Here is a 20,672-nt window from a genome sequence, read left to right as displayed (position 1 = left end):
GTCAGAGCCCGGACTGCGGGGGACATCCGCCATATGGGTGGGAATTGGGCAAGTCTGGGTTCAACGGCCAAAAACGCAGCAAAATAAACGCCATCGCCATGGTCGCGACCGCGCAGAGATATGGCCCGGTCGGGGCCTTGTCAACGGCGGGCGCAGTGCGGCTAATTCATCATTTTGACAGACTTTTCGCGTTGCCAAGCCCCCCTGATTGGGCGAGTGTCCGCCCCGCTCGAGCAGCCCCCTGCTTCAACATAAGGATTTTCCATGACCACCTCGTTCCCGGCAACCCAGCGCTTCCGCTCCGCGTCCGCCCTGGCTGGCAGCCTCGCTCTGGCGCTGTCCCTGGCGTTTGCGGGCCCGCTCCGGGCCGCCGATGATCCGGTGCTGGCGAAGGTCAATGGCGCGGAAATCAAGAAGAGCGACGTCACCATGGCCGAGGAGGAACTCGGGCCGAGCCTTGCCCAGATGGACCCGGCGACCAAGGACGAGAACGTCCTGTCGTTCCTGATCGACATGAAGATCGTCAGCAAGGCTGCCGAAGACAAGAAGATCGCCGACGGCGAGGAGTTCAAGAAGCGCCTGGCATTCGCCCGCAACCGGCTTCTGATGGACAGCCTGCTCGCCAGCGAGGGCAAGGCCGCGACCACGCCGGACGCCATGAAGAAGGTCTATGAGGAGGCCGCCAAGCAGATCACCGGCGAGCAGGAGGTGCGCGCCCGCCACATCCTGGTCGAAACCGAGGACGAGGCCAAGGCGGTGAAGGCCGAGCTCGGGAAGGGGGCCGATTTCGCCGAGCTCGCCAAGAAGAAGTCCAAGGACCCCGGCTCCGCCGATGGCGGCGACCTCGGCTTCTTCACCAAGGAGCAGATGGTGCCGGAATTCTCGGCCGTGGCCTTCTCGCTGGAGCCCGGCAAGATCTCCGACCCCGTGAAGTCGCAGTTCGGCTGGCACATCATCAAGGTCGAGGAAAAGCGCAACCGCAAGGCGCCCGATTTCGAGCAGGTCAAGGCCCAGATCGAGCAGTACGTGACCCGCAAGGCCCAGGCCGAGTATGTCGCCAAGCTGCGTACCGAAGCCAAGGTCGAGCGGCTGGACCAGCCGGCGGCGGATGCGTCGAAGGACGCCAAGCCGGATGCGAAGCCGTCCGACAGCAAGATGGCGCCGCCGGCGAAGAAGTAAGAATTCGCTGTCACTTCGCGGACGCCAAGTATATCTAACGTCGCAATGGCCGGGGCTCCCCCGGCCATCTGCATGTCCAGACCCTACCAAGGCGCCCGCGATGTCCTCCTCCGTCTCTCCGCTCGCCCCCAAAACCGTCCCTGATATGCCCGTGATCGCGGGCATCCGTCTGGCGACGGCTGAAGCCGGCATCCGCTACAAGAACCGTACCGACCTGCTGCTCGCGGTGATGGACAAGGGCACTGCCGTCGCCGGCGTCTTCACCAGGTCGAAGTGTCCCTCGGCCCCGGTGGAATGGTGCCGCGCCAAGCTGAAGGGCGGCAAGGCGCGCGCGCTGGTGGTCAATTCCGGCAATGCCAACGCCTTCACCGGCAAGACCGGCCGCGCCTCCACCGCGCTGACGGCGAAGATCGCGGCCAAGGCGGTCGGCTGCAGCGAGAGCGAGATCTTCCTGGCCTCGACCGGGGTGATCGGCGAGCCGCTGGATGCCACCAAGTTCGACGGCGTGCTCGGCCGCCTCGCCGAAGCCGCCGAGCCCGGCGATTACCTCGCCGCGGCCAAGGCGATCATGACCACCGACACCTTCCCGAAAGTGGCGACCGCGACAGTCAAGCTCGGCAAGGCCAAGGTCACCATCAACGGCATGGCCAAGGGCGCCGGCATGATCGCGCCCGACATGGCGACGATGCTGTCCTTCATCTTCACTGACGCGCCGATCGCGCCCGCCGCGCTGCAGGCGCTGCTCAAGAGCGGCGTCGAGGACACGTTCAACGCCGTGACCATCGACGGCGACACCTCGACCTCCGACACGCTGCTGGCGTTTGCGACCGGCGCCGCCGCCGAGCACGGCGCGCCGAAGATCAGCCGCGCCAGCGACCCGCGCCTGAAGGCCTTCGTCAAGGCGTTCAACCAGGTGCTCGCCAATCTCGCCGAGCAGGTCGCCCGCGACGGCGAAGGCGCGCGCAAGCTGGTCGAGATCACCGTCGAGGGCGCCAAGACCAAGGCCTCCGCCCGCAAGATCGCGATGTCGATCGCGAACTCACCGCTGGTGAAGACCGCGATCGCGGGCGAAGACGCAAATTGGGGCCGCGTGGTGATGGCGGTCGGCAAGGCCGGCGAGCCGGCCGATCGCGACAAGCTGTCGATCTCGTTCAACGGCATCCGCGTCGCCAAGCGCGGCGCGCGCGATCCCGATTATGACGAAGCGCAGGTGTCGGAAGCGATGAAGGCGCCGGAGATCGCGATTCTGGTCTCGCTCGGCCTTGGCAAAGGCCGCGACCGCGTCATGACCTGCGACCTCACCAAGGAATATGTGGCGATCAACGGGGACTACAGGTCGTAGGCCTTCCTCTCCCCGTTCTTACGGGGAGAGGTGAGCGCCATCATCCGGAGATCCGCGCGTCCGCGACCGCCTTCTTGAACAGCGCGTTCATGGCGTCCGCGATGCCTTGCGTCGGGCTGACCTCGAAATACAGGCCCGGCGAAGCGCAGCTCTGCATGTTCTGTGCGATCTGGCTGTTCGGCGACGGGCCATAGGGGCCGGCATTGAACGGATCGATCCACTTCATGTACCAGGGGTTGGTCGGCAGCGCGAGATACGTCGTATACAACACCGCGACCTTGACGCCGCGATCCTTCATCGTCTTGCAAAGCGCAGGGTTGAGCGGCGACTGGCACCGCGTGCTGCCCGAGAGCGGTTTCAGGCATCCGGTGTTGCTCTCATCGGCCACGCCGTCGGACACGAAGAACAGATACTTGAGCGGACTGGCCGACGTGCCGCTTCCGGGGGAGCTGATCTCGCCGTTGATCGCGGGAAAGACCGCGGTGAATGGGGTATCTTGATCGTGATTCTCGTTCTGGCCGTTCACCGACATCAAGTCGATCTTGCCGGCCGCCGCCTTGGCGCTGGAGAGAGAGGCCGACAACGAAAACAGACTGCGCAGGCCGAGCGAACTTGCAGAGCCGCCGAAATCATAGATCGCCATTCTGAACTGGTTTGAATAGGTCTCGGTGGCGTTTGCCGTATCCATCAAGGACTCGGTGGCGCTCCGAAGCACGTCGATCCGGGTGGTCACGCCAAGCTTCTTGGCAAGGTCGTAATAGTTGTTCTTGTCCTTGAGATCGTGGCAGGCGAAAGCGCACTTGTCCGACGTGTTGTTGACCATCTTCTGCACGTCGGCCGGGGTCGCACCGACGCCCATCGACGGCGAATTGTCCAGCAGCAGGTAGAAATCGATATAGAGCGGCATGCTGGCCGTCGCCTTCGACGTGCCGCTCAACGTCAGCACCGACTTGCCGATCACGCCGAGGAACATGGTGTTCAAAGTTGCGTTGAACGAAACCGTCGCGGTGACGGTCGAGCCGGACTTGACCACGGTCGGCGTGAGGCCGGTCAGCGTGTAGCCGGACTGACTGGCGCGATTGGCATTAAAAATGTTCGTGGCGTCCGTGATGCCGACCGAAATCGAGCCGTCCGCAGTCATGTTGCCGGCGGCCTTGAAGGCGGGCGAAGCCTTGGCGATCGAACCGACACTGGCGGCATCCGCCGCGGCCTGAAGCTTGGACCGGATCATCGTCGCGCGCGAATAGTCGATGGCGCAGCCGACCGCACTGATCAGGGGAACGCAGGCGAGCGCGAAAATCACCGCGATATTGCCGCTCCGGTCGTGGACGAACCGGCGGACGAGAACCGAAGGCGCAGCGCGCATGAGGTGGCCTGGAGTGGTTTAAAGAGTTCCCACTCTAGGAACTGCGGATTAAATATGACTTATGGTGACCTTGGAAACGTAGACTGCAACGAGGTTAACAAACCGTTGCAAACGATCTCAGCGAGCGACAGACGCGCATGGCCGATCTCAAACTGACACTGGTGGTGGCCTGCGCGCTCGTCGACGCCGACAAACGCGTCCTGATCGCGCAGCGCCCGGAAGGAAAGGCCCTGGCCGGCCTGTGGGAATTCCCCGGCGGCAAGCTCGAGCCGGGCGAGCGGCCGGAGCAGAGCCTGATCCGGGAGCTTCATGAGGAGCTCGGCATCAACGTCGCCGAGCCGTGCCTCGCGCCGCTGACCTTCGCCAGCTACGGTTACGAGACCTTCCATCTGCTGATGCCGCTCTATATCTGCCGGCGCTGGGAGGGGTTGGTCACCGCACGCGAGGGCCAGAACCTTGCCTGGGTCCGCGCCAACAAGCTGCGCGATTACCCGATGCCGCCCGCGGACATTCCGCTGATCCCGCATCTGATCGATTTGTTGATGTGAGGTCGAAGGGTACCGCTCTCTGGCGTCATGCCCGGGCTTGTCCCGGGCATCCACGGCCTTCGTGCCAGCCTGAAAGACGTGGATGGCCGGGACAAGCCCGGCCATGACGGAAGAGAAAGATCACTCCTTCCCCGCCTTCTTCACCGCCTCCGCCAGGCTCGCTTTCGCCGACCCCGGCTTCAGCGGCTGCTGCTGGCTCGCATGCGGGGCCCAGCCCGAGAGCCAGACGATGTCGAAGGTCGCACGGATGCGGCCGTCGGCATCGGCAAAACGCTCGGCGTAGATCTCGGCCATGCGCAGCAGCGTCGCGCGCCGGCTCGGTGTGCGGCGCCGCTCGATCAGCACATTTGCCGCACCCATGCGGCGGAGATCCTGCATCAAGGCGAACGCATTGGCATAGCGCACCACGACACGGTCGACGTCGGTCACCGGCAGCGCAAAGCCTGCCCGCTGCAATAGCGCACCGATGTCGCGAAGGTCAGCGAACGGCGCCACGCGCGGCGACACACCGCCCTCGCATTCGGCTTCCGCCGCGGCAAACGCCTGCCGCAGCTCGGTGAGGCTGTCGCCGCCGATCATGGCAGCAAGCAGCAGCCCGTCCGGCTTGAGTGCCCGGCGGATTTGCGCGAGCACACCCGGCAGGTCGTTGACGTATTGCAGCGCCAGCGCCGAGACGACGAGATCGAGGCTCTCAGGCGCGAGGGGCAACTTCTCCGCGCCGGCCGCGTCGAGCGCGATGTGTTCGATGGAGGGAAGCCGCGTGCGCAACGCCGCCAGTCCCGCGCCGGGCGTCCAGAGGTCGGCGGGAGCTTGAAACTCCCGCATCACCGCTGCCAAGCGGTCGGACATGTCCTCGGCGACCCGCTCGAGCAGGAATGTGACCGCGCCTTGGGCCTGGGCGCGCTGCTGCCGCCTCTGCAGCAAGGCACGATCAAACAAGGCGGGCGGGATTTGAGCGGTCCGGACCATGCCGCTGGTTACGCCGATCTCCACAGTTCTGGCAATCCGCTGCGTGCAGCGTTAGCCTCCCCACATGGAAGCCGACGCTCCCCCCATCCGTTCCATCGCCGCACCGCTGCGGAGCGCGTGGACGGCCGGCCGCCACGTGCTGGCGCGGGCGGCGCGGCTCGCGCTCGACATCGCCCTGCCGACACAGTGCGTATCGTGCCGGGAGCCGGTCGATGGCGAGGGCGTTTGCGCTTCCTGCTGGGCGCGGCTGTCGTTCATCGAGCGGCCCTATTGCCCGCGGCTCGGCATTCCCTTCGTTTACGACCCCGGCCCCGAGATGCTGTCGATGGAGGCGATCGCGAGCCCGCCGACCTACCAGCGCGCCCGCGCGGCGGTACGCTACGACGACGTCGCGCGCATGCTGGTGCATGCGCTGAAATATCAGGACCGTACCGATCTGGCACCGGCCATGGGCCGTTGGATGGCGCGCGCGGGCCGCGAGTTGCTGACCGGCGCCGACATGCTGGTGCCCGTGCCCCTGCATTGGCGGCGGGCCTGGCGGCGCCGTTACAACCAGTCGGGCGCGCTCGCGCGTGTCATCGAGCGGCAGAGCGGGATCAAGGTGCGGGGCGACGTGCTGCGGCGGGTGCGCGCCACCGAGCAGCAGATCGGCATGTCGCGGGCCCAGCGCGCCACCAATGTGCAGGGCGCATTTCAGGTATCTCCCGACCGTCAGGCCGAGGTCCAGGGCCGCCGCGTTGTCCTGATCGACGATGTCCTGACGTCAGGGGCTACGCTCGACACCTGCGCGCGGGCCCTGCTCCGCGCCAAGGCGGCCCAGGTCGACGTGCTGGTCTTTGCCCGGGTTGTCGAGAGCGGGCCCCGTCCCATATAATTCAATGAATTCATGACATGAGAGCGCCAGACGAATGACTGCTGCTGTCGAGATCTACACCCGGCCGGGCTGCGGCTATTGTTCCGCCGCCAAGTCACTGCTGACCCGCAAGAAGGCGACCTTCACCGAATTCGACGTCGCCAAGAACCCGTCCTGGCGCCAGGAAATGTACGGCCGCGCCGGCCAGGGCTCGACCTTCCCGCAGATCTGGATCGGCGGCACCCATGTCGGCGGCTGTGACGACCTCTATGCGCTCGATCGCGAAGGCAAGCTCGATGGCATGCTCGAAAGCGTGAAGGCGGTATCATGAGCGAGAACCGCACGTTCACCGCCGCCATGGTGCAGATGCGCACCGGCCTGATGCCCGGGCCGAGCCTCGAGCAGGCTACGAAGCTGATCCGGCAGGCTGCGGCCGATGGCGCCGATTACGTGCAGACACCCGAAGTCAGCAACATGATGCAGCTGAACCGCAAGGCGCTGTTCGAGCATCTCCAGAGCGAAGAGGACGATGCCTCGCTGAAGGCCTACCGGGCGCTCGCGGCGGAGCTGAAGATTCACCTCCATGTCGGCTCGCTGGCGCTGCGCTTCTCGCCGGAGAAGGCGGTCAACCGCTCCTTCCTGATCGGGCCCGAGGGCAATGTGCTCGCGAGCTACGACAAGATCCACATGTTCGACATCGAGCTGCCGGACGGCGAGAGTTATCGCGAATCCGCCAATTACCAGCCGGGCGAGACCGCCGTGATCTCGGATCTGCCCTGGGGCCGCATCGGCTTGACGATCTGCTACGATCTGCGCTTCCCGGCGCTGTACCGTGCGCTCGCAGAAAGCGGCGCCTATTTCATCACCGTGCCGTCCGCCTTCACCCGCAAGACCGGTGAAGCGCATTGGCACGTGCTGCTGCGAGCCCGTGCGATCGAGACCGGCTGCTTCGTCTTCGCCGCGGCGCAGGCCGGCACCCACGAGAACAAGCGCGAGACCTACGGGCATTCGCTGATCGTCGATCCTTGGGGCGAGATCCTCGCCGAAGGCGATGTCGAGCCGGGCATCATCATGGCTAGGATCGACCCGGCCAAGGTCGAGACCGCGCGCCGGGCGATTCCCTCGCTCCAGCACGGCCGCCGCTTCGGCGTCTCCGATCCCAAGGCCGGGCCGGACCATTTGCACCTCGTGCGGGGCTCGGCATGATCCGCTACGCGCTCCACTGCGACCGCAATCACGCCTTCGAAAGTTGGTTCCAGAGCTCGTCGGCCTATGATTCGCAGGTGAAGCGCAAGCTCGTGACCTGCCCGATCTGCGGCTCAGCCAAGGTCGACAAGGCGATCATGGCGCCGCGCATCGTCGGCAAGAAGGGGCGCGGTCGCGCCACGCCGCCGCCGGAGCCCGTGGCCGCGACCACGCCCGAGGCTGCGCCGTCAGGGCCGACCTCGCTGCTGATGGCGCAGGAGCGCGAGCTGCGCGCCAAGCTGAAAGAGCTGCGCGACCACATCGTCAAGAACGCCGACAATGTCGGTGAGCGCTTCGCCAACGAAGCCCGCGCCATGCATTACGGCGACAAGGAGCACCGCCCAATCTATGGCGAAGCCTCGCCCGAAGAGGCGAAGTCGCTGATCGACGAAGGCATCGAGGTCTCACCGCTGCCGACGCTGCCGGAAGACCGGAATTAAGCTCCCACCAGCACAGCGACGCCCAGGACAATCAGCGCAATGCCTGCAAGCTCGCGCGGCGCGATCGGCTGCTTGAACGAGTAATACGCCACGGCTTGCGCGAACAGCACCTCGATCAAGGCGAGTGTGCGGACGTTGGCGGCCGCCGTCAGTGCAAAGGCGAGGAACCAGAATTGCGAAGCGAAGGCGCCGATGAAGCCCGCGAGCATCGACGGTCGCCATAACCTGAGGATTCCTCGGAGCACGTCCGGCGCGCGCCAGAGCAGGTAGATCGTCAGCACCAGCGTCTGCACGAACAGGCCGAGCGCCAGCGTAATTGACGCCGCGGTCACGAAGGACACGTCGGGCACATTGATGATGGCGCCGCGAAAGCCGACCGCTGACAGCGCGAAGGCCGCCGCGGCAACGAGGCCGGTGATGGTCGGCTTCAGCTCGGCAAAGCTCTTGTCGCCGCCGGGGCGGAGCGCGGTGATGACGACGCCGACGGTGGCGATCATGATCGCGAGCACCTTCAGCCAGGTCAGGTGATCGCCGAGGAAGACGAAGCCGAATATCGCGGTCTGGATCGCCTCGGTCTTCAGGTAGGCCGTCGTCACGACAAACGAGCGGTCGTTCATCGCGAGCAGCATCAGCCCGGTGGCGACGATCTGGCTGAGCGCGCCCAACAGCAGCCATGGCCAGAACACGGCTGGCGGCGGGCTCAGATGATCGCCGGTCGCGAGCAGCACCAGCCCCAGGAACAGCAGCGAGAACGGAAAGCCGAACAGGAAGCGGATATTGGTCGCGCCCCAGGTCCCCAGCGGCTTCGTCAACGACCGCTGCATCGCATTGCGCGCGACCTGCCCGAGCGCGGCAACGATGGTGAAGGGAATCCAGAGGCTGGCGATGGTGAACATGGGGTGGCGGGCGCGAGGATCCGGGCCAACGTGCCGCTAGCGGTGGAGCAGGTCAATCACACGGATGTCATGGGTGCGATGCTCTCGCACAAACTCGGTGCCTGCGAACGCAGGGACGACGGTTGTGATGTGGCGTCTGCCTAAACCTGCGGCTTGGCCGTCGCGCCGCCATACCGTCGGCGATAGATCCACATCCCCACGCCCAGCACGATCGCAACCCCTGCAACGGTCAGCATCCAGATGTGCTTGCCGACATGCGCATGATGATGCAGCCCGGCATATTCATGCAGGGCCGACACGGCCAAGACGCCCGGCAGCACATGGGCGGGCGCCCAGGCCAGGATCGCCGGGATGTTCACGGCATAGAATTTCGTGGGCGCCATGCCCAGCGCGCCGGCGGTCACGGGCACGAAGGCGCGGATCGGCGGCACGAAGCGGGCGAAGAACACGGCCCAGGTGCCGAAGCGGTTGAAGAAGTTTTCGCTCTCCGCGACCACGCGTGGATAATTGGTCAGCGGCCAGGTGTTGAGGATCTCGCGCTGCCGCCTGTGCCCGATCCAATAGGCCGCCCCGTCGCCGAGTACGGCACCAGTTGCGGCCGCCAAGAGCACCCATGGCAGCTGCAATTCGCCGCCGGGGATCAGGGCGCTCAGCGCCAGGATGATGGTCGAGCCGGGGATCACCGATCCCACCACCGGAACGGCTTCGAGCAGCGCCGCCAGGAACAGGGTCAGATAGGCCAGCCACGCATGGGCGGAAACGAAGGCGATGAGGGGATCGAGGAAGGACGTCACGTCGTCTCTTGAAGGGCTGGAGCATGAGGGCTTCGGACCCTACATAAGTAACTGCATACGGCCAAAGTACCATTCGCACGGATTGGGGCCGACCCGCCCGAATTTCGGCGTGATTCGCAAGGCAGCCCTCCAAAAACTGCGTTCCTTGCCTATCTAAATGAAAAGACAACGGAACTTTGATTGGTGGGCGGGCTTCTGCCGGCTCGTTGTCTCTGATAGGTTGATTTTCAGCACCCAGCCGCAGCCAACGTGCGAATAACCGGTTTCGGGACCGCCCGGGACCTCGGAGGATTGATGACGACCGCCGCCCTGTCCAAAGTTGAGGAAGTTTCCGGCCTGCCCGACATGAAGGTGTCGGTGCGCCAGGTGTTCGGGATCGACAGTGATCTCGAAGTCCCGGCCTATTCCGAAGTCGATCCTCATGTGCCCGAAGTGGATTCCGATTACCGCTTCGACCGCGCCACCACGCTGGCCATTCTCGCGGGCTTTGCCAGGAACCGCCGCGTGATGGTGACCGGCTATCACGGCACCGGCAAATCCACCCATATCGAGCAGGTCGCGGCACGTCTGAACTGGCCCTGCGTGCGCGTCAACCTCGACAGCCACATCAGCCGTATCGACCTCGTCGGCAAGGACTCGATCGTGGTCCGCGACGGCAAGCAGGTCACTGAATTTCGCGACGGCATCCTGCCTTGGGCGCTGCAGAACAACGTCGCGCTGGTGTTCGACGAATACGACGCCGGCCGCCCGGACGTGATGTTCGTGATCCAGCGCGTGCTGGAGGTTTCGGGCCGCCTGACGCTCTTGGACCAGAACAAGGTGATCAAGCCGCATCCGGCGTTCCGGCTGTTCGCCACCGCCAACACCGTCGGCCTCGGCGACACCTCGGGCCTCTATCACGGCACCCAGCAGATCAACCAGGGCCAGATGGACCGCTGGTCGATCGTCACCACGCTGAACTATCTCAGCCACGACGAGGAAGTCGAGATCGTGCTGGCCAAGGCCAAGCACTATCGCACGCAGGAGGGCCGCGACATCGTCAACAAAATGGTGCGCCTCGCCGACCTCACCCGCAACGCCTTCGCCAATGGCGATCTGTCGACGGTGATGAGCCCGCGCACGGTGATCACCTGGGCGGAAAACTCCGACATCTTCGGCGATATCGGCTTCGCCTTCCGCGTCACCTTCCTCAACAAATGCGACGAGCTCGAACGGCCCCTGGTCGCCGAGTTCTACCAGCGCTGCTTCAATGCGGAGCTGCCGGAATCGGCAATCAACGTCGCGCTGAGCTGATCTCTCACGGTGTGTCGTCCCGGCGAAGGCCGGGACCCATACCGCGTGATGTCTCGATTGAAGCGACGCTGATAGTTTCCTGACACAAGAGCGGCCGGTGGTTATGGTCCCGGCCTTCGCCGGGACGACAGATAGGGTCAGATGACCGCCTCCAACTCCAAATTCCGCAGCAACAAGGAAGCACCGACTGAGCCGTTCAAGCGCTCGGTCGCCTCCTGTCTGAAGGCGATCGCAAAGGCGCCCGAGCTCGACGTCTCCTTCGCGGCCGAGCGCCCGGGCCTTGCGCCCGGCAAGGCGCGGCTGCCTGAGCCCGCGCGCAAGATGACGAAGCGTGACGCCGCGATCGTGCGCGGCCATGCCGATTCCATCGCGCTCAAGCTCGCCTGTCACGATCCCAAGGTTCACCGCAAGCTGATGCCCGGCAATCCGCAGGCGCGCGGCGTGTTCGAGGCGGTGGAGCAGGCCCGCGTCGAGGCGATCGGCGCGCGCCGCATGGCGGGCGTTGCCAAGAACCTCACCGCGATGCTCGACGACCATTTCCACCGCGGCAAGTTCGACGAGATCACCGACCGCGCCGACGCGCCGCTGGCGGACGCGCTGGCGATGCTGGTGCGCGAGCGCCTCACCGGCATGGCGCCGCCGACGGCGGCCAAGAAGATGGTCGATCTCTGGCGACCGATCCTCGAAGACAAGATCGGCAAGCGGCTCGACCGGCTCGACGGCGTGCTCGAGGATCAGACCAAGTTCGGCGATGCCGTGCATGACCTGCTGTCGGCCCTCGAGCTTGGCGACGAGCGCAACGCCGACAGCGAGGACAACGACGAGAACGAGGAGAACCAGGACGGCGACAACGACCAGTCCGGCGCCGAAGGCTCGCCCGATTCCGACGCCGCGCAGGAAATGAGCGCCGACCAGGCGCAGGCAACCAGCGAGGAGATGAGCGAGAGCGCGATGGAAAGCGCGCAGGCCTCCACCTCCGACACCTTCGACGATGGCGAGCTCGGTGATGACGAGACGCCGGGCGAGGCGACGCGCCCGAACCAGCACGGCAGGAACGAGCCGCGTGGGCCGGAATATCACGCCTTCGCGCCCAAGTTCGATGAGGTCATCGCCGCCGAGGATCTCTGCGACCATGACGAGCTGGAGCGGCTGCGCGCCTATCTCGACAAGCAGCTCGCACATCTGCAGGGCATCGTCGCCCGTCTCGCCAACCGGCTGCAGCGCCGCCTGATGGCGCAGCAGAATCGCGCCTGGGAGTTCGATCTCGAGGAGGGCATCCTCGACCCTGCGCGGCTGTCGCGCGTCGTCACCGATCCCTATCACCCGCTGTCCTTCATGCACGAGAAGGAGGCGACGTTCCGCGACACCGTAGTGACGCTGCTGCTCGACAATTCCGGTTCCATGCGCGGCCGCCCGATCACGGTCGCCGCGACCTGTGCCGACATCCTCGCGCGCACGCTGGAGCGTTGCGGCGTCAAGGTCGAGATTCTCGGCTTCACCACGCGGGCCTGGAAGGGCGGGCAATCGCGCGAGGCATGGCTTGCCGCCGGCAAGCCGGCCAATCCCGGCCGCCTCAACGATCTCCGCCACATCATCTACAAGTCCGCGGACGCCCCGTGGCGTCGTGCGCGGAAAAACCTGGGCCTGATGATGCGCGAGGGCCTCTTGAAGGAGAACATCGACGGCGAGGCGCTGGACTGGGCGCACAAGCGCCTGCTCGGCCGGCCCGAGCAGCGCAAGATCTTGATGATGATCTCGGACGGCGCGCCGGTCGACGATTCCACGTTGTCGGTCAATCCGGGCAATTATCTCGAGCGGCATCTGCGCCACATCATCGAGGAGATCGAGACCCGCTCGCCGGTCGAGCTGATCGCGATCGGCATCGGCCATGACGTGACGCGCTATTATCGCCGCGCGGTAACGATCGTGGACGCGGAAGAACTCGGCGGCGCGATCACCGAAAAGCTTGCCGAGCTCTTCAGCGAGACCAACACGGCGCCAACGCAAGCGGCCGGTCGCCCGCGACGCAAATTGCATTCGTGAGCACGCATCCATCCCGCCGCAGCTTCGTCAGCCTCGCGGCGGCGGGATTTTCCACTCTCGCGTTGCCGCGCTTGGCGCAGGCGCAGCTGCAGCCCAAGACCGAGCCGCCGCCGCGCGCCCTCCAGCTCGAGCATGCCGTCACCGCGCCGGTCAGCGTCGAGGTCAACGCGCGTAGCATTGCCAATTTCGAGCCGCGCGACCGCTCGCGCACGCGCTTCGGCTCGCTGGATTTTCGGAGCGGCCTGGTGCTGACCTCGCCCTATCGCGGCTTCGGCGGGCTGTCGGGCCTCCGCTTCCTCGACGGCAAGGGCGAGCGCTTTCTTGCGATCTCCGATCAGGGCGGCTGGTTCACCGGCAGCATCCGCTATTCCGGCCGCGAGATGGTCGGGCTCACCGATGTCGAGGCCGCGCCGGTGCTGGGCGCCGACGGGCGGCCGATCACCGAGAAGCGGCTCTGGTACGATACCGAGTCGCTCGCGCGCGACGGCAACCTCGTCTATGTCGGGCTCGAACGCGTCAATCAGATCCTGCGTTATGATTTCGCCAAGGGCGCCACGGGCGCCCGCGGCGAAGTGATCGCCGTCCCACCGGCCCTGCGCAAGCTGCCCTACAACAAGGGGCTGGAGGCGATGGTCGTCGTGCCCAAAGCGCAGGGAGCGGGCAAGAGCCAGGCCCAGCCGCTCGCGGGCACGCTGATTGCCATTTCCGAGCGCGGGCTCGATGCCGACGGCAACCTCCTCGCTTTCCTGATCGGCGGCTCGACGCCCGGCCAATTCAGCGTGCGGCGCTCGGAGAATTTTGACATCAGCGACGCGGTGCTGCTGCCCTCGGGCGATCTGCTCATCCTCGAACGTAAATTTTCCTGGTTCACCGGCGTCAACATCCGCATCCGCGCAATCCCGCTGAAGGGAATCGCGCCGGGCGCCGTCGTCGACGGCCTGACGCTGTTCGCCGCCGATCTCGGCCACGAGATCGACAACATGGAAGGCATCGACGCCCACGTCACCGCCGACGGCGAGACGGTGCTGACCCTGATCTCCGACGACAATTTCTCGATGTTGCAGCGAACCCTGCTGCTGCAATTCACGCTGGCGGAGTCTATGGCGCAGCTGACCATCAAGCCATTGCCGGAATGCACGAACAGGCGACCCGCCATTCCCGCGCCCCGCTAGCAATCCGCCGCGCGCCCACTACACTGATCCCATCTCCCTCCATCCCCCGGAACTTCCCGCATGTCCGTCCTGTTTTCCCCGATCAAGCTGCGCGGCCTGACGTTGAAGAACCGCCTCGTGGTGTCGCCGATGTGCCAATATTCGGCCGATGACGGCGTCGCCACCGACTGGCACTTCACCCACATCAACAATCTCAGCCTGTCGGGCGCGGCGATGTTCTGCATCGAGGCGACGCATGTCGAGGCGATCGGCCGTATCACGCCGGGCTGCCTCGGGCTCTACAGCGACGCCTGCGAGGCCGCGCTGAAGCCGATCCTGCATTCGGTTCGCAAGCATTCCTCCACCGCGATCGCAATGCAGCTCGCCCATGCCGGCCGCAAGGCCTCCAGCGCCCGCCCCTGGGACGGCGGCCAGCTGATCCCGGTCGAGCAGGGCGGCTGGCAGACGGTCGGGCCGTCGGCGGTGCCGCACAAGGAGGGCGAGGCCGCGCCGCTCGCGCTCGATGCCGCGGGCTTGAAGCGCATCCGCGAGGCCTTCGTCGACAGCACAAAGCGCGCCGCGCGGCTCGGCATCGACGCCATCGAGGTGCATGGCGCGCATGGCTATCTCTTGCATCAATTCCTGTCGCCGATCTCGAACCGGCGCACCGACGAATATGGCGGTAGCCTCGCGAACCGCATGCGCTTTCCGCTGGAGGTGTTCGAGGCGGTGCGCGCCGCGTTCCCCGCCGGCAAGCCGGTCGGCATGCGGGTGTCGTCGACCGATTGGGTCGAGGGCGGCTGGGATCTGGCACAGACCATCGAATTCGCGAACGCACTCAAGGCGCGCGGCGTCGACTGGATCGATGCATCCTCCGGCGGCGTCTCGCCGCTGCAGAAAATCCCGCTCGGCCCCGGCTATCAGGTGCAGTTTGCAGAGGCGATCAAGCGCGAGACCGGCCTGCCCACCATCGCCGTCGGCCTGATCACCGAGTCGAAGCACGCGGAGGAGATCGTCGCGTCGGGCAAGGCCGACATGGTCGCGCTCGCCCGCGGCCTGCTCTACGATCCGCGCTGGGGCTGGCACGCCGCCGCCGAGCTCGGCGGCGTGGTCGAGGCGCCGCCGCAATATTGGCGCTCGCAGCCGTCCACGCAAAAGGCGCTGTTCGGCAAGACCACGTTCGGGGCGAGGTGAGAGCGAGTGGGGTGCGCGCGCTGCCACCCCTCACGCATCCGTAAACCTCCTCACCTTCCACGCCCCTTAAAACTGGCCTAACCTCTCCACACTCAACGCCTCGCGGAGGCTGGCCATGCGTTTTCGTTTTCGTAAAACTGCCCATGTGTTCGAGCGCGTCGGCCTTGCCATGGCGGGGGCCGCGTGCGGATTGTTCGTCGGCGCCTATGTCGGCTCGGCGATCCCCACCCTCACCACGCAGGGCTTCCTGCTGCTGATGATGCTGCTCGGCGGCATCGGCTTCTATCTCGGCATCGACACGCCGCAGATGCCTTTCGACGATGCGCACAGCCAGATCGACGCCGCCGAGCTCATGAGCGCCGCCGGCACGCTCTCCGCCACGCTCACCGCGTTCGCCTCGGTCGCCGTGATCGTGCTCCGGCTCGATCCGCACATGGCCTGGACCTGGCTCGTCTTGGTCGGCTGGATGGCCGGCGTCGCCATGCAGATCGTCGCCGGCGCCAAGGCCAGGCTGCGTAAGTAGCTCTCTCTCTGTCTCTGTCTCGATGGGCCCGTCTGAAGCGGGCATCTCGAAGGACAGCCGCCGGGAAAAGCTCGCAATTCCGAGTGCCCGTCGTTTACGGCAGGGTTCGGCTTGCCGCAACTGCCTTGCCCGGCACCGTCTCTCTCTGTCAACCCGTCATCCGGTCAGGGCGCCGTTCGGAGCATTGCGCGCGCATTGGTCTTGAAGAGTTCATCTTTGCAACACATCTTGTGGCGCCCGCAGGTAGAGGCGTACCCTGCATTTTCTGCGGCTTTGATGCGAGGACCTGGGGATGAGCGGACCGGACGGAAGCAGGCAGTTGATCAAAAAGCACGATTTCGTTCAGGTCAGCGCAATTGCCGGGCTTCTCGCCGCCGCGTTCGCCCTGTCCGGCTGCGACAAGCCGGCATCGCAGGCTGCGGCTCCGCCGGCGCCGGCGGTGACGGTCGCCCAGCCGGTCAAGCGCACAGTCACCGATTGGGACGAGTTCACCGGCCGCTTCGAGGCGGTGGAGGAGGTCCAGGTGCGGCCGCGGGTCGGTGGCTTCGTCAACTCGGTCGAATTCCAGGACGGCGCCATCGTGCGTCAGGGTGACCTGCTCTACGTGATCGATCCGCGCCCGTTCGAGGCGGTGGCCACTCAGGCGGAGGGCCAGCTGTCAGACGCACGGGCGCGAGTGGAGCTCGCCAAGCGCGAGCTCGACCGTGGTCTCAGCCTCGTGCAGACCAGCGCGGTCTCCGAACAGGTCGTCGATCAGCGCCGCCAGGCCTTGCAGGCTGCGCACGCCGCCGAGATGCAGGCCGAGGGCGCGCTGAAGGCCGCCAAGCTCAACATCGAGTTCACGCATGTGGCAGCGCCCTTGACCGGCCGCGTCAGCCGCCATCTCGTCAGCCCCGGCAATCTCGTGCAGGGCAGCGACACCGGCACCTCGACGCTGCTGACTTCGATCGTCGCGCTCGATCCGATCTACATCTATTTCGACATGGATGAGGCGACGTTCATCAAATACAGCAAATTGTGGTTCGAAGGACGGCGGCCAAGTTCGCGCGATACCGCGAACCCGGTGCAAGTGACGCTGGCCGGCGAGACCAAGCCCTCGCGCGAGGGCACCGTCAATTTCCTCGACAATCGGCTGGACGTGTCGACCGGCACGCTGCGCAGCCGCGCGGTGGTGAAGAACACGGATCTTTCGATCCTGCCCGGCCAGTTCGGCCGCGTCCGCCTGATCGGCAGCGCGCCTTACGAGGCGCTGCTGATTCCGGACGCTGCGATCGCAACCGACCAGTCCCGCAAGATCGTGTTCGTGGTCAAGCCTGATGATACGGTCGAGGCACGCCCCGTCGTGCTCGGTCCGCTCGACGACGGCCTGCGCGTGATCCGTGAAGGGCTGAAGCCGGACGATCGTGTCATCGTCAACGGCATCCAGCGCGCCCGCGTCGGCGCCAAGGTCGCTCCCCAGACCGCGCAAGCGCCGGCCGGTGGCAAGTCATGAATCTTGGCCGCCTCTCCATCAACCAGCCCATTTTGGCGATGGTGCTGTCGATCGTGCTCCTGATCGTCGGTGCGCTCGCCTACACCACGCTGCCGGTCTCCGAATATCCGCAAGTGGTGCCGCCGACCGTCGTCGTCACGACGCAATATCCCGGCGCCTCCGCCCAGACCGTGTCCGACACGGTCGCAGCTCCCATCGAGCAGGAGATCAACGGTGTCGAGGACATGCTGTATCTCTACAGCCAGGCGACCTCGAACGGCCAGCTCACCATCACCGTCACCTTCAAGCTCGGCACCGATCTCGACAAGGCCCAGGTGCTGGTGCAGAATCGCGTCGCCATCGCGCAGCCGCGCCTTCCAGAGGAAGTGCAGCGCAACGGCGTCACCACCCGCAAGAACTCGCCCGACATCCTGATGGTCGTGTTCATGCTGTCGCCGGACGACACGTTCGACCAGCTTTACATCTCCAATTATGCGCTGCTCCAGGTCCGCGACCAGCTCTTGCGCATCGACGGCGTCGGCGACATCCAGATCTTCGGCGCCCGCGACTATTCGATGCGGCTGTGGCTCGATCCCGACAGAATCGCCAATCTCGGCCTGACCTCGGCCGAGGTGCTCGCGGCCATCCGCGCCCAGAACGTGCAGATCGCGGGCGGCCAGATCGCCGAGCCGCCGATCGCCGATCGCGCCTTCCAGCCCAACCTCACCTTCACCGGACGTTTGAAGGACCAGAAGCAGTTCGAGGATATCCTGATCAAGGCCGGCCCTGACGGCCGCACGGTGCGGCTGCGCGACGTCGCCCGCATCGAGCTCGGGGCGCTGGCCTACAGCACCAACAGCTTCCTGCTGCGCAAGTCGGCGGTCGCGATGCTGGTGACGCAGCGGCCGGGCTCGAACGCGCTCGCGACCGCAAAGAACATCTCCGACACCATGACGAGGCTCAAGGAGAGCTTTCCCAGGGGGCTCGACTTCAATATCGGCTACAACCCGACCGAGTTCATCGCCCAGTCGGTCCACGAGCTGATCAAGACCATTTACGAGGCCATGCTGCTCGTGGTCGTCGTCGTGCTGGTGTTCCTGCAGGGATGGCGGCCCGCGATCATTCCGATCATCGCGATTCCGGTCTCGCTGGTCGGCACGTTCGCGGTGATGGCGGCGCTCGGCTTCTCCATCAACAATCTCACCCTGTTCGGGCTCGTCCTCGCGGTCGGCATCGTGGTCGACGACGCCATCGTCGTGGTCGAGAATGTCGAACGCCATCTCGAACACGGCCTCAGTCGTCGCGATGCCGCGCTGAAGACGATGGAGGAGGTCGGCGGCGCACTGGTCTCGATCGCCCTGGTGCTATGCGCGGTGTTCGTCCCGACCGCGTTCCTTGGCGGCATCTCCGGGCAGTTCTTCCAGCAATTCGCCGTCACCATCGCCGTTGCGACGGCGATCTCCTGCTTCTGCTCGCTGACGCTCTCGCCCGCGCTGGCCTCGCAGATCCTCACACCACACGAAGAAAAGCGGCCGCCGGCCGCCTGGAACATCATCGCGCGCGGCTGGAATGCGTTCACCGGCGTGTTCAATCGCGTGTTCGACCGGCTGGCGCATGGCTATGCCGGCCTCGCCAATTTCGCGATTCGCCATTCGGTCCTGATGCTGCTGATCTACGTCGTGCTGATCGGCGGCGCCGGCTGGCTGATCGTGACCACGCCGCAGGGCTTCATCCCGGCGCAGGATCGCGGCTACGTCATCATATCCGTGCAATTGCCGGGCGCGGCGTCGCTGGCGCGCACCACCGAGGTCGTGCGCGAGATCGAGCGGATCTCGCTGGATACGCCGGGCATCGTTCGAGTCGCCGCCTTTGCCGGTTTCTCCGGCGCCACCCGCACGCAGGCCGGCAATGCGGCGGCGCTGTTCCCGGTGTTCGACGAGCCCGAGGCGCGGCTGAAGAAGGGCCTGTCCGCGAATGCCATCACGGCCGAGCTGCGCAAGCGCCTGTCCGCGATCCAGGGTGCTTTCATCATCGTGATTCCGCCGCCGGCCGTGCCCGGCATCGGCACCGGCGGCGGCTTTGCCATCCGCATCCAGGACCGCCAGGGCCGCGGGCCTGAAATGCTCGCAGCCGCCACCGACGAGCTTGTCGCCGCCGCGCGCAAATCGACGTCGCTGCTCGCCCCCTCGGTGTTCTCGCCGTTCACGGCCAACACGCCGCAGCTCTTCGTCGACATCGACCGCACCAAGGCGCAGAAGCTGGGCGTGCCCATCTCCAACATCAACGAGACGATCCAGACCTATTTCGGGTCGACCTATGTCAACGACTTCAACCTGTTCGGCCGCACCTACCACGTCACCGCGCAGGCCGACTTCCCGTTCCGGAAAGAACCGAGCGACCTTGCGCGCCTGCGCACGCGCAACGCTTCCGGCGACATGGTGATGCTCGGCAGCGTGGTCGAGTTCAAGGACGTCTCGGGACCCGACCGCGTCGCGCGCTACAATCTCTATGCGGCGTCCGAACTCCAGGGTGAGCCGGCGCCGGGCACGAGCTCGACCACCGCGCTCAACGCCATCAAGCAGCTCGCGAACGATACTTTACCGAGCGGCTTCACCTTCGAATGGACCGACCTGTCCTATCAGCAGGTCACCGGCGGCAATGCCGGCCTCTACGTATTTCCGATCTGCGTGCTGTTCGTCTATCTCGTCCTCGCCGCGCAATATGGCAGCTGGACGCTGCCGTTCGCGGTGATTCTGATCGTGCCGATGTGCCTGCTCGCCGCCACCATCGGCGTTCGCATCATGGGCCAGGACGTCAACATTCTGACCCAGATCGGCTTCGTCGTGCTGGTGGGACTGGCGGCGAAGAACGCGATCCTGATCGTCGAATTCGCGCGCGATATCGAGAACGAAGGCAAGCCGCGGCTGGAGGCCGTCGTCGATGCCTGCCGCCTGCGCTTGCGGCCTATCCTGATGACCTCGTTCGCGTTCATCCTCGGCGTCTTGCCGCTGGTGATCTCGACCGGCTCTGGCTCGGAGATGCGCCAGGCCGTCGGCGTCGCCGTGTTCTTCGGCATGATCGGCGTCACCCTGTTCGGCCTTCTGTTCACACCGATCTTCTACGTCGTGGTGCGGAACCTGGCGGAAGGGCGGCGCGACAAGAAGCCGGAGGCGATGGCCTGACGTCTCTCTCGATGGCCAAAGACTCCGCCACATCCTCCGCTGTCATCCTCGCGAACGCGGGGATCCATAACCACAGGAAGGAGTTTAGCGCGACAGCGGCGAGTCTTCGCCAAACACCATCCTGTGGTGATGGGTCCCGGGCTCGCGCTGCGCACGCCCCGGGACGACGGTGGAGAATGTGGC

The 20,672-nt window shown here is 65.6% G+C and carries 18 protein-coding genes; 14 read left to right on the top strand and 4 right to left on the bottom strand.

Annotation, left to right across the window (positions count from 1 at the left end):
- Window positions 1–264: 264 nt before the first annotated feature.
- Together ACTEK7_RS26690 and argJ are read left to right on the top strand one after the other, a co-directional pair.
- Window positions 265–1,179: a peptidylprolyl isomerase gene (locus tag ACTEK7_RS26690; RefSeq protein WP_225148475.1), complete on the top strand. Its 915-nt coding sequence runs from the start codon at window positions 265–267 to the stop codon at window positions 1,177–1,179.
- A 100-nt stretch (window positions 1,180–1,279) separates the two neighbouring features.
- Window positions 1,280–2,521 carry a bifunctional glutamate N-acetyltransferase/amino-acid acetyltransferase ArgJ gene (gene argJ / locus ACTEK7_RS26685; RefSeq protein WP_225148476.1) on the top strand — a complete coding sequence of 414 codons (1,242 nt, stop codon included), beginning with the start codon at window positions 1,280–1,282 and terminating at the stop codon, window positions 2,519–2,521.
- Between the two features lie 40 nt (window positions 2,522–2,561).
- Here the strand turns inward: argJ and ACTEK7_RS26680 are convergent, their stop codons facing one another.
- The gene (locus tag ACTEK7_RS26680) at window positions 2,562–3,887 is read right to left on the bottom strand and encodes a TadE/TadG family type IV pilus assembly protein (protein WP_225148477.1); all 1,326 of its coding nucleotides are present in this window, start codon (window positions 3,885–3,887) and stop codon (window positions 2,562–2,564) included.
- Window positions 3,888–4,024: 137 nt separating this feature from the next.
- Between ACTEK7_RS26680 and ACTEK7_RS26675 the strand changes: the two genes are divergently transcribed.
- Window positions 4,025–4,435 carry a (deoxy)nucleoside triphosphate pyrophosphohydrolase gene (locus ACTEK7_RS26675; RefSeq protein ID WP_036014656.1) on the top strand — a complete coding sequence of 137 codons (411 nt, stop codon included), beginning with the start codon at window positions 4,025–4,027 and terminating at the stop codon, window positions 4,433–4,435.
- A gap of 120 nt (window positions 4,436–4,555) precedes the next feature.
- On the opposite strand, the gene ACTEK7_RS26670 is transcribed toward ACTEK7_RS26675, so the two are convergent.
- Window positions 4,556–5,404 carry a methyltransferase domain-containing protein gene (locus ACTEK7_RS26670; protein WP_225148478.1) on the bottom strand — a complete coding sequence of 283 codons (849 nt, stop codon included), beginning with the start codon at window positions 5,402–5,404 and terminating at the stop codon, window positions 4,556–4,558.
- A 64-nt stretch (window positions 5,405–5,468) separates the two neighbouring features.
- Between ACTEK7_RS26670 and ACTEK7_RS26665 the strand changes: the two genes are divergently transcribed.
- From ACTEK7_RS26665 to ACTEK7_RS26650, 4 genes are read left to right on the top strand one after another with little or no spacing between them, the layout of a single operon-like run.
- The gene (locus ACTEK7_RS26665) at window positions 5,469–6,278 is read left to right on the top strand and encodes a ComF family protein (protein ID WP_225148479.1); all 810 of its coding nucleotides are present in this window, start codon (window positions 5,469–5,471) and stop codon (window positions 6,276–6,278) included.
- 34 nt (window positions 6,279–6,312) lie between these two features.
- Window positions 6,313–6,588, top strand: coding sequence for a glutaredoxin 3 (gene grxC / locus ACTEK7_RS26660; RefSeq protein WP_036026245.1), 276 nt, complete (start codon window positions 6,313–6,315; stop codon window positions 6,586–6,588).
- A complete protein-coding gene (locus tag ACTEK7_RS26655) occupies window positions 6,585–7,463 on the top strand; it encodes a carbon-nitrogen hydrolase family protein (protein WP_225127131.1) in 879 nt (292 codons plus the stop codon). The genes grxC and ACTEK7_RS26655 overlap by 4 nt, the downstream gene beginning before the upstream one ends.
- The gene (locus tag ACTEK7_RS26650) at window positions 7,460–7,942 is read left to right on the top strand and encodes a DUF1178 family protein (RefSeq protein WP_036014648.1); all 483 of its coding nucleotides are present in this window, start codon (window positions 7,460–7,462) and stop codon (window positions 7,940–7,942) included. Before ACTEK7_RS26655 ends, ACTEK7_RS26650 begins: the two co-directional genes overlap by 4 nt.
- On the opposite strand, the gene ACTEK7_RS26645 is transcribed toward ACTEK7_RS26650, so the two are convergent.
- Both ACTEK7_RS26645 and ACTEK7_RS26640 read right to left on the bottom strand, forming a co-directional pair.
- Window positions 7,939–8,838 carry an EamA family transporter gene (locus ACTEK7_RS26645; RefSeq protein ID WP_036026248.1) on the bottom strand — a complete coding sequence of 300 codons (900 nt, stop codon included), beginning with the start codon at window positions 8,836–8,838 and terminating at the stop codon, window positions 7,939–7,941. The two genes, ACTEK7_RS26650 and ACTEK7_RS26645, sit on opposite strands and share 4 nt — an antisense overlap.
- Window positions 8,839–8,978: 140 nt before the next feature.
- A complete protein-coding gene (locus ACTEK7_RS26640) occupies window positions 8,979–9,632 on the bottom strand; it encodes a DedA family protein (RefSeq protein WP_036026250.1) in 654 nt (217 codons plus the stop codon).
- 294 nt (window positions 9,633–9,926) lie between these two features.
- Between ACTEK7_RS26640 and cobS the strand changes: the two genes are divergently transcribed.
- The 7 genes from cobS to ACTEK7_RS26605 all read left to right on the top strand — a co-directional run bounded on the left by cobS (window position 9,927) and on the right by ACTEK7_RS26605 (window position 20,489).
- Complete coding sequence (cobS, locus tag ACTEK7_RS26635; protein ID WP_036014642.1) at window positions 9,927–10,925, top strand: cobaltochelatase subunit CobS; 999 nt, start codon at window positions 9,927–9,929, stop codon at window positions 10,923–10,925.
- 141 nt (window positions 10,926–11,066) lie between these two features.
- A complete protein-coding gene (gene cobT / locus ACTEK7_RS26630; RefSeq protein WP_036014640.1) occupies window positions 11,067–12,968 on the top strand; it encodes a cobaltochelatase subunit CobT in 1,902 nt (633 codons plus the stop codon).
- The gene (locus tag ACTEK7_RS26625; RefSeq protein ID WP_474809873.1) at window positions 12,965–14,140 is read left to right on the top strand and encodes an esterase-like activity of phytase family protein; all 1,176 of its coding nucleotides are present in this window, start codon (window positions 12,965–12,967) and stop codon (window positions 14,138–14,140) included. Before cobT ends, ACTEK7_RS26625 begins: the two co-directional genes overlap by 4 nt.
- Before the next feature lie 60 nt (window positions 14,141–14,200).
- Window positions 14,201–15,313 carry an NADH:flavin oxidoreductase/NADH oxidase gene (locus tag ACTEK7_RS26620; RefSeq protein ID WP_225148481.1) on the top strand — a complete coding sequence of 371 codons (1,113 nt, stop codon included), beginning with the start codon at window positions 14,201–14,203 and terminating at the stop codon, window positions 15,311–15,313.
- A gap of 115 nt (window positions 15,314–15,428) precedes the next feature.
- The gene (locus ACTEK7_RS26615; RefSeq protein ID WP_036014633.1) at window positions 15,429–15,836 is read left to right on the top strand and encodes a hypothetical protein; all 408 of its coding nucleotides are present in this window, start codon (window positions 15,429–15,431) and stop codon (window positions 15,834–15,836) included.
- A 292-nt stretch (window positions 15,837–16,128) separates the two neighbouring features.
- Window positions 16,129–17,328, top strand: coding sequence for an efflux RND transporter periplasmic adaptor subunit (locus tag ACTEK7_RS26610; protein ID WP_036026265.1), 1,200 nt, complete (start codon window positions 16,129–16,131; stop codon window positions 17,326–17,328).
- Window positions 17,325–20,489 carry an efflux RND transporter permease subunit gene (locus ACTEK7_RS26605; RefSeq protein WP_225148482.1) on the top strand — a complete coding sequence of 1,055 codons (3,165 nt, stop codon included), beginning with the start codon at window positions 17,325–17,327 and terminating at the stop codon, window positions 20,487–20,489. Before ACTEK7_RS26610 ends, ACTEK7_RS26605 begins: the two co-directional genes overlap by 4 nt.
- The last annotated feature ends 183 nt before the right edge of the window (window positions 20,490–20,672 follow it).

The organism is Bradyrhizobium sp. JHI2711 (genome assembly GCF_056156565.1).
The sequence above is the reverse complement of the archived record's forward strand: the minus strand, read 5'-3'. Positions and strand labels throughout refer to the sequence as shown.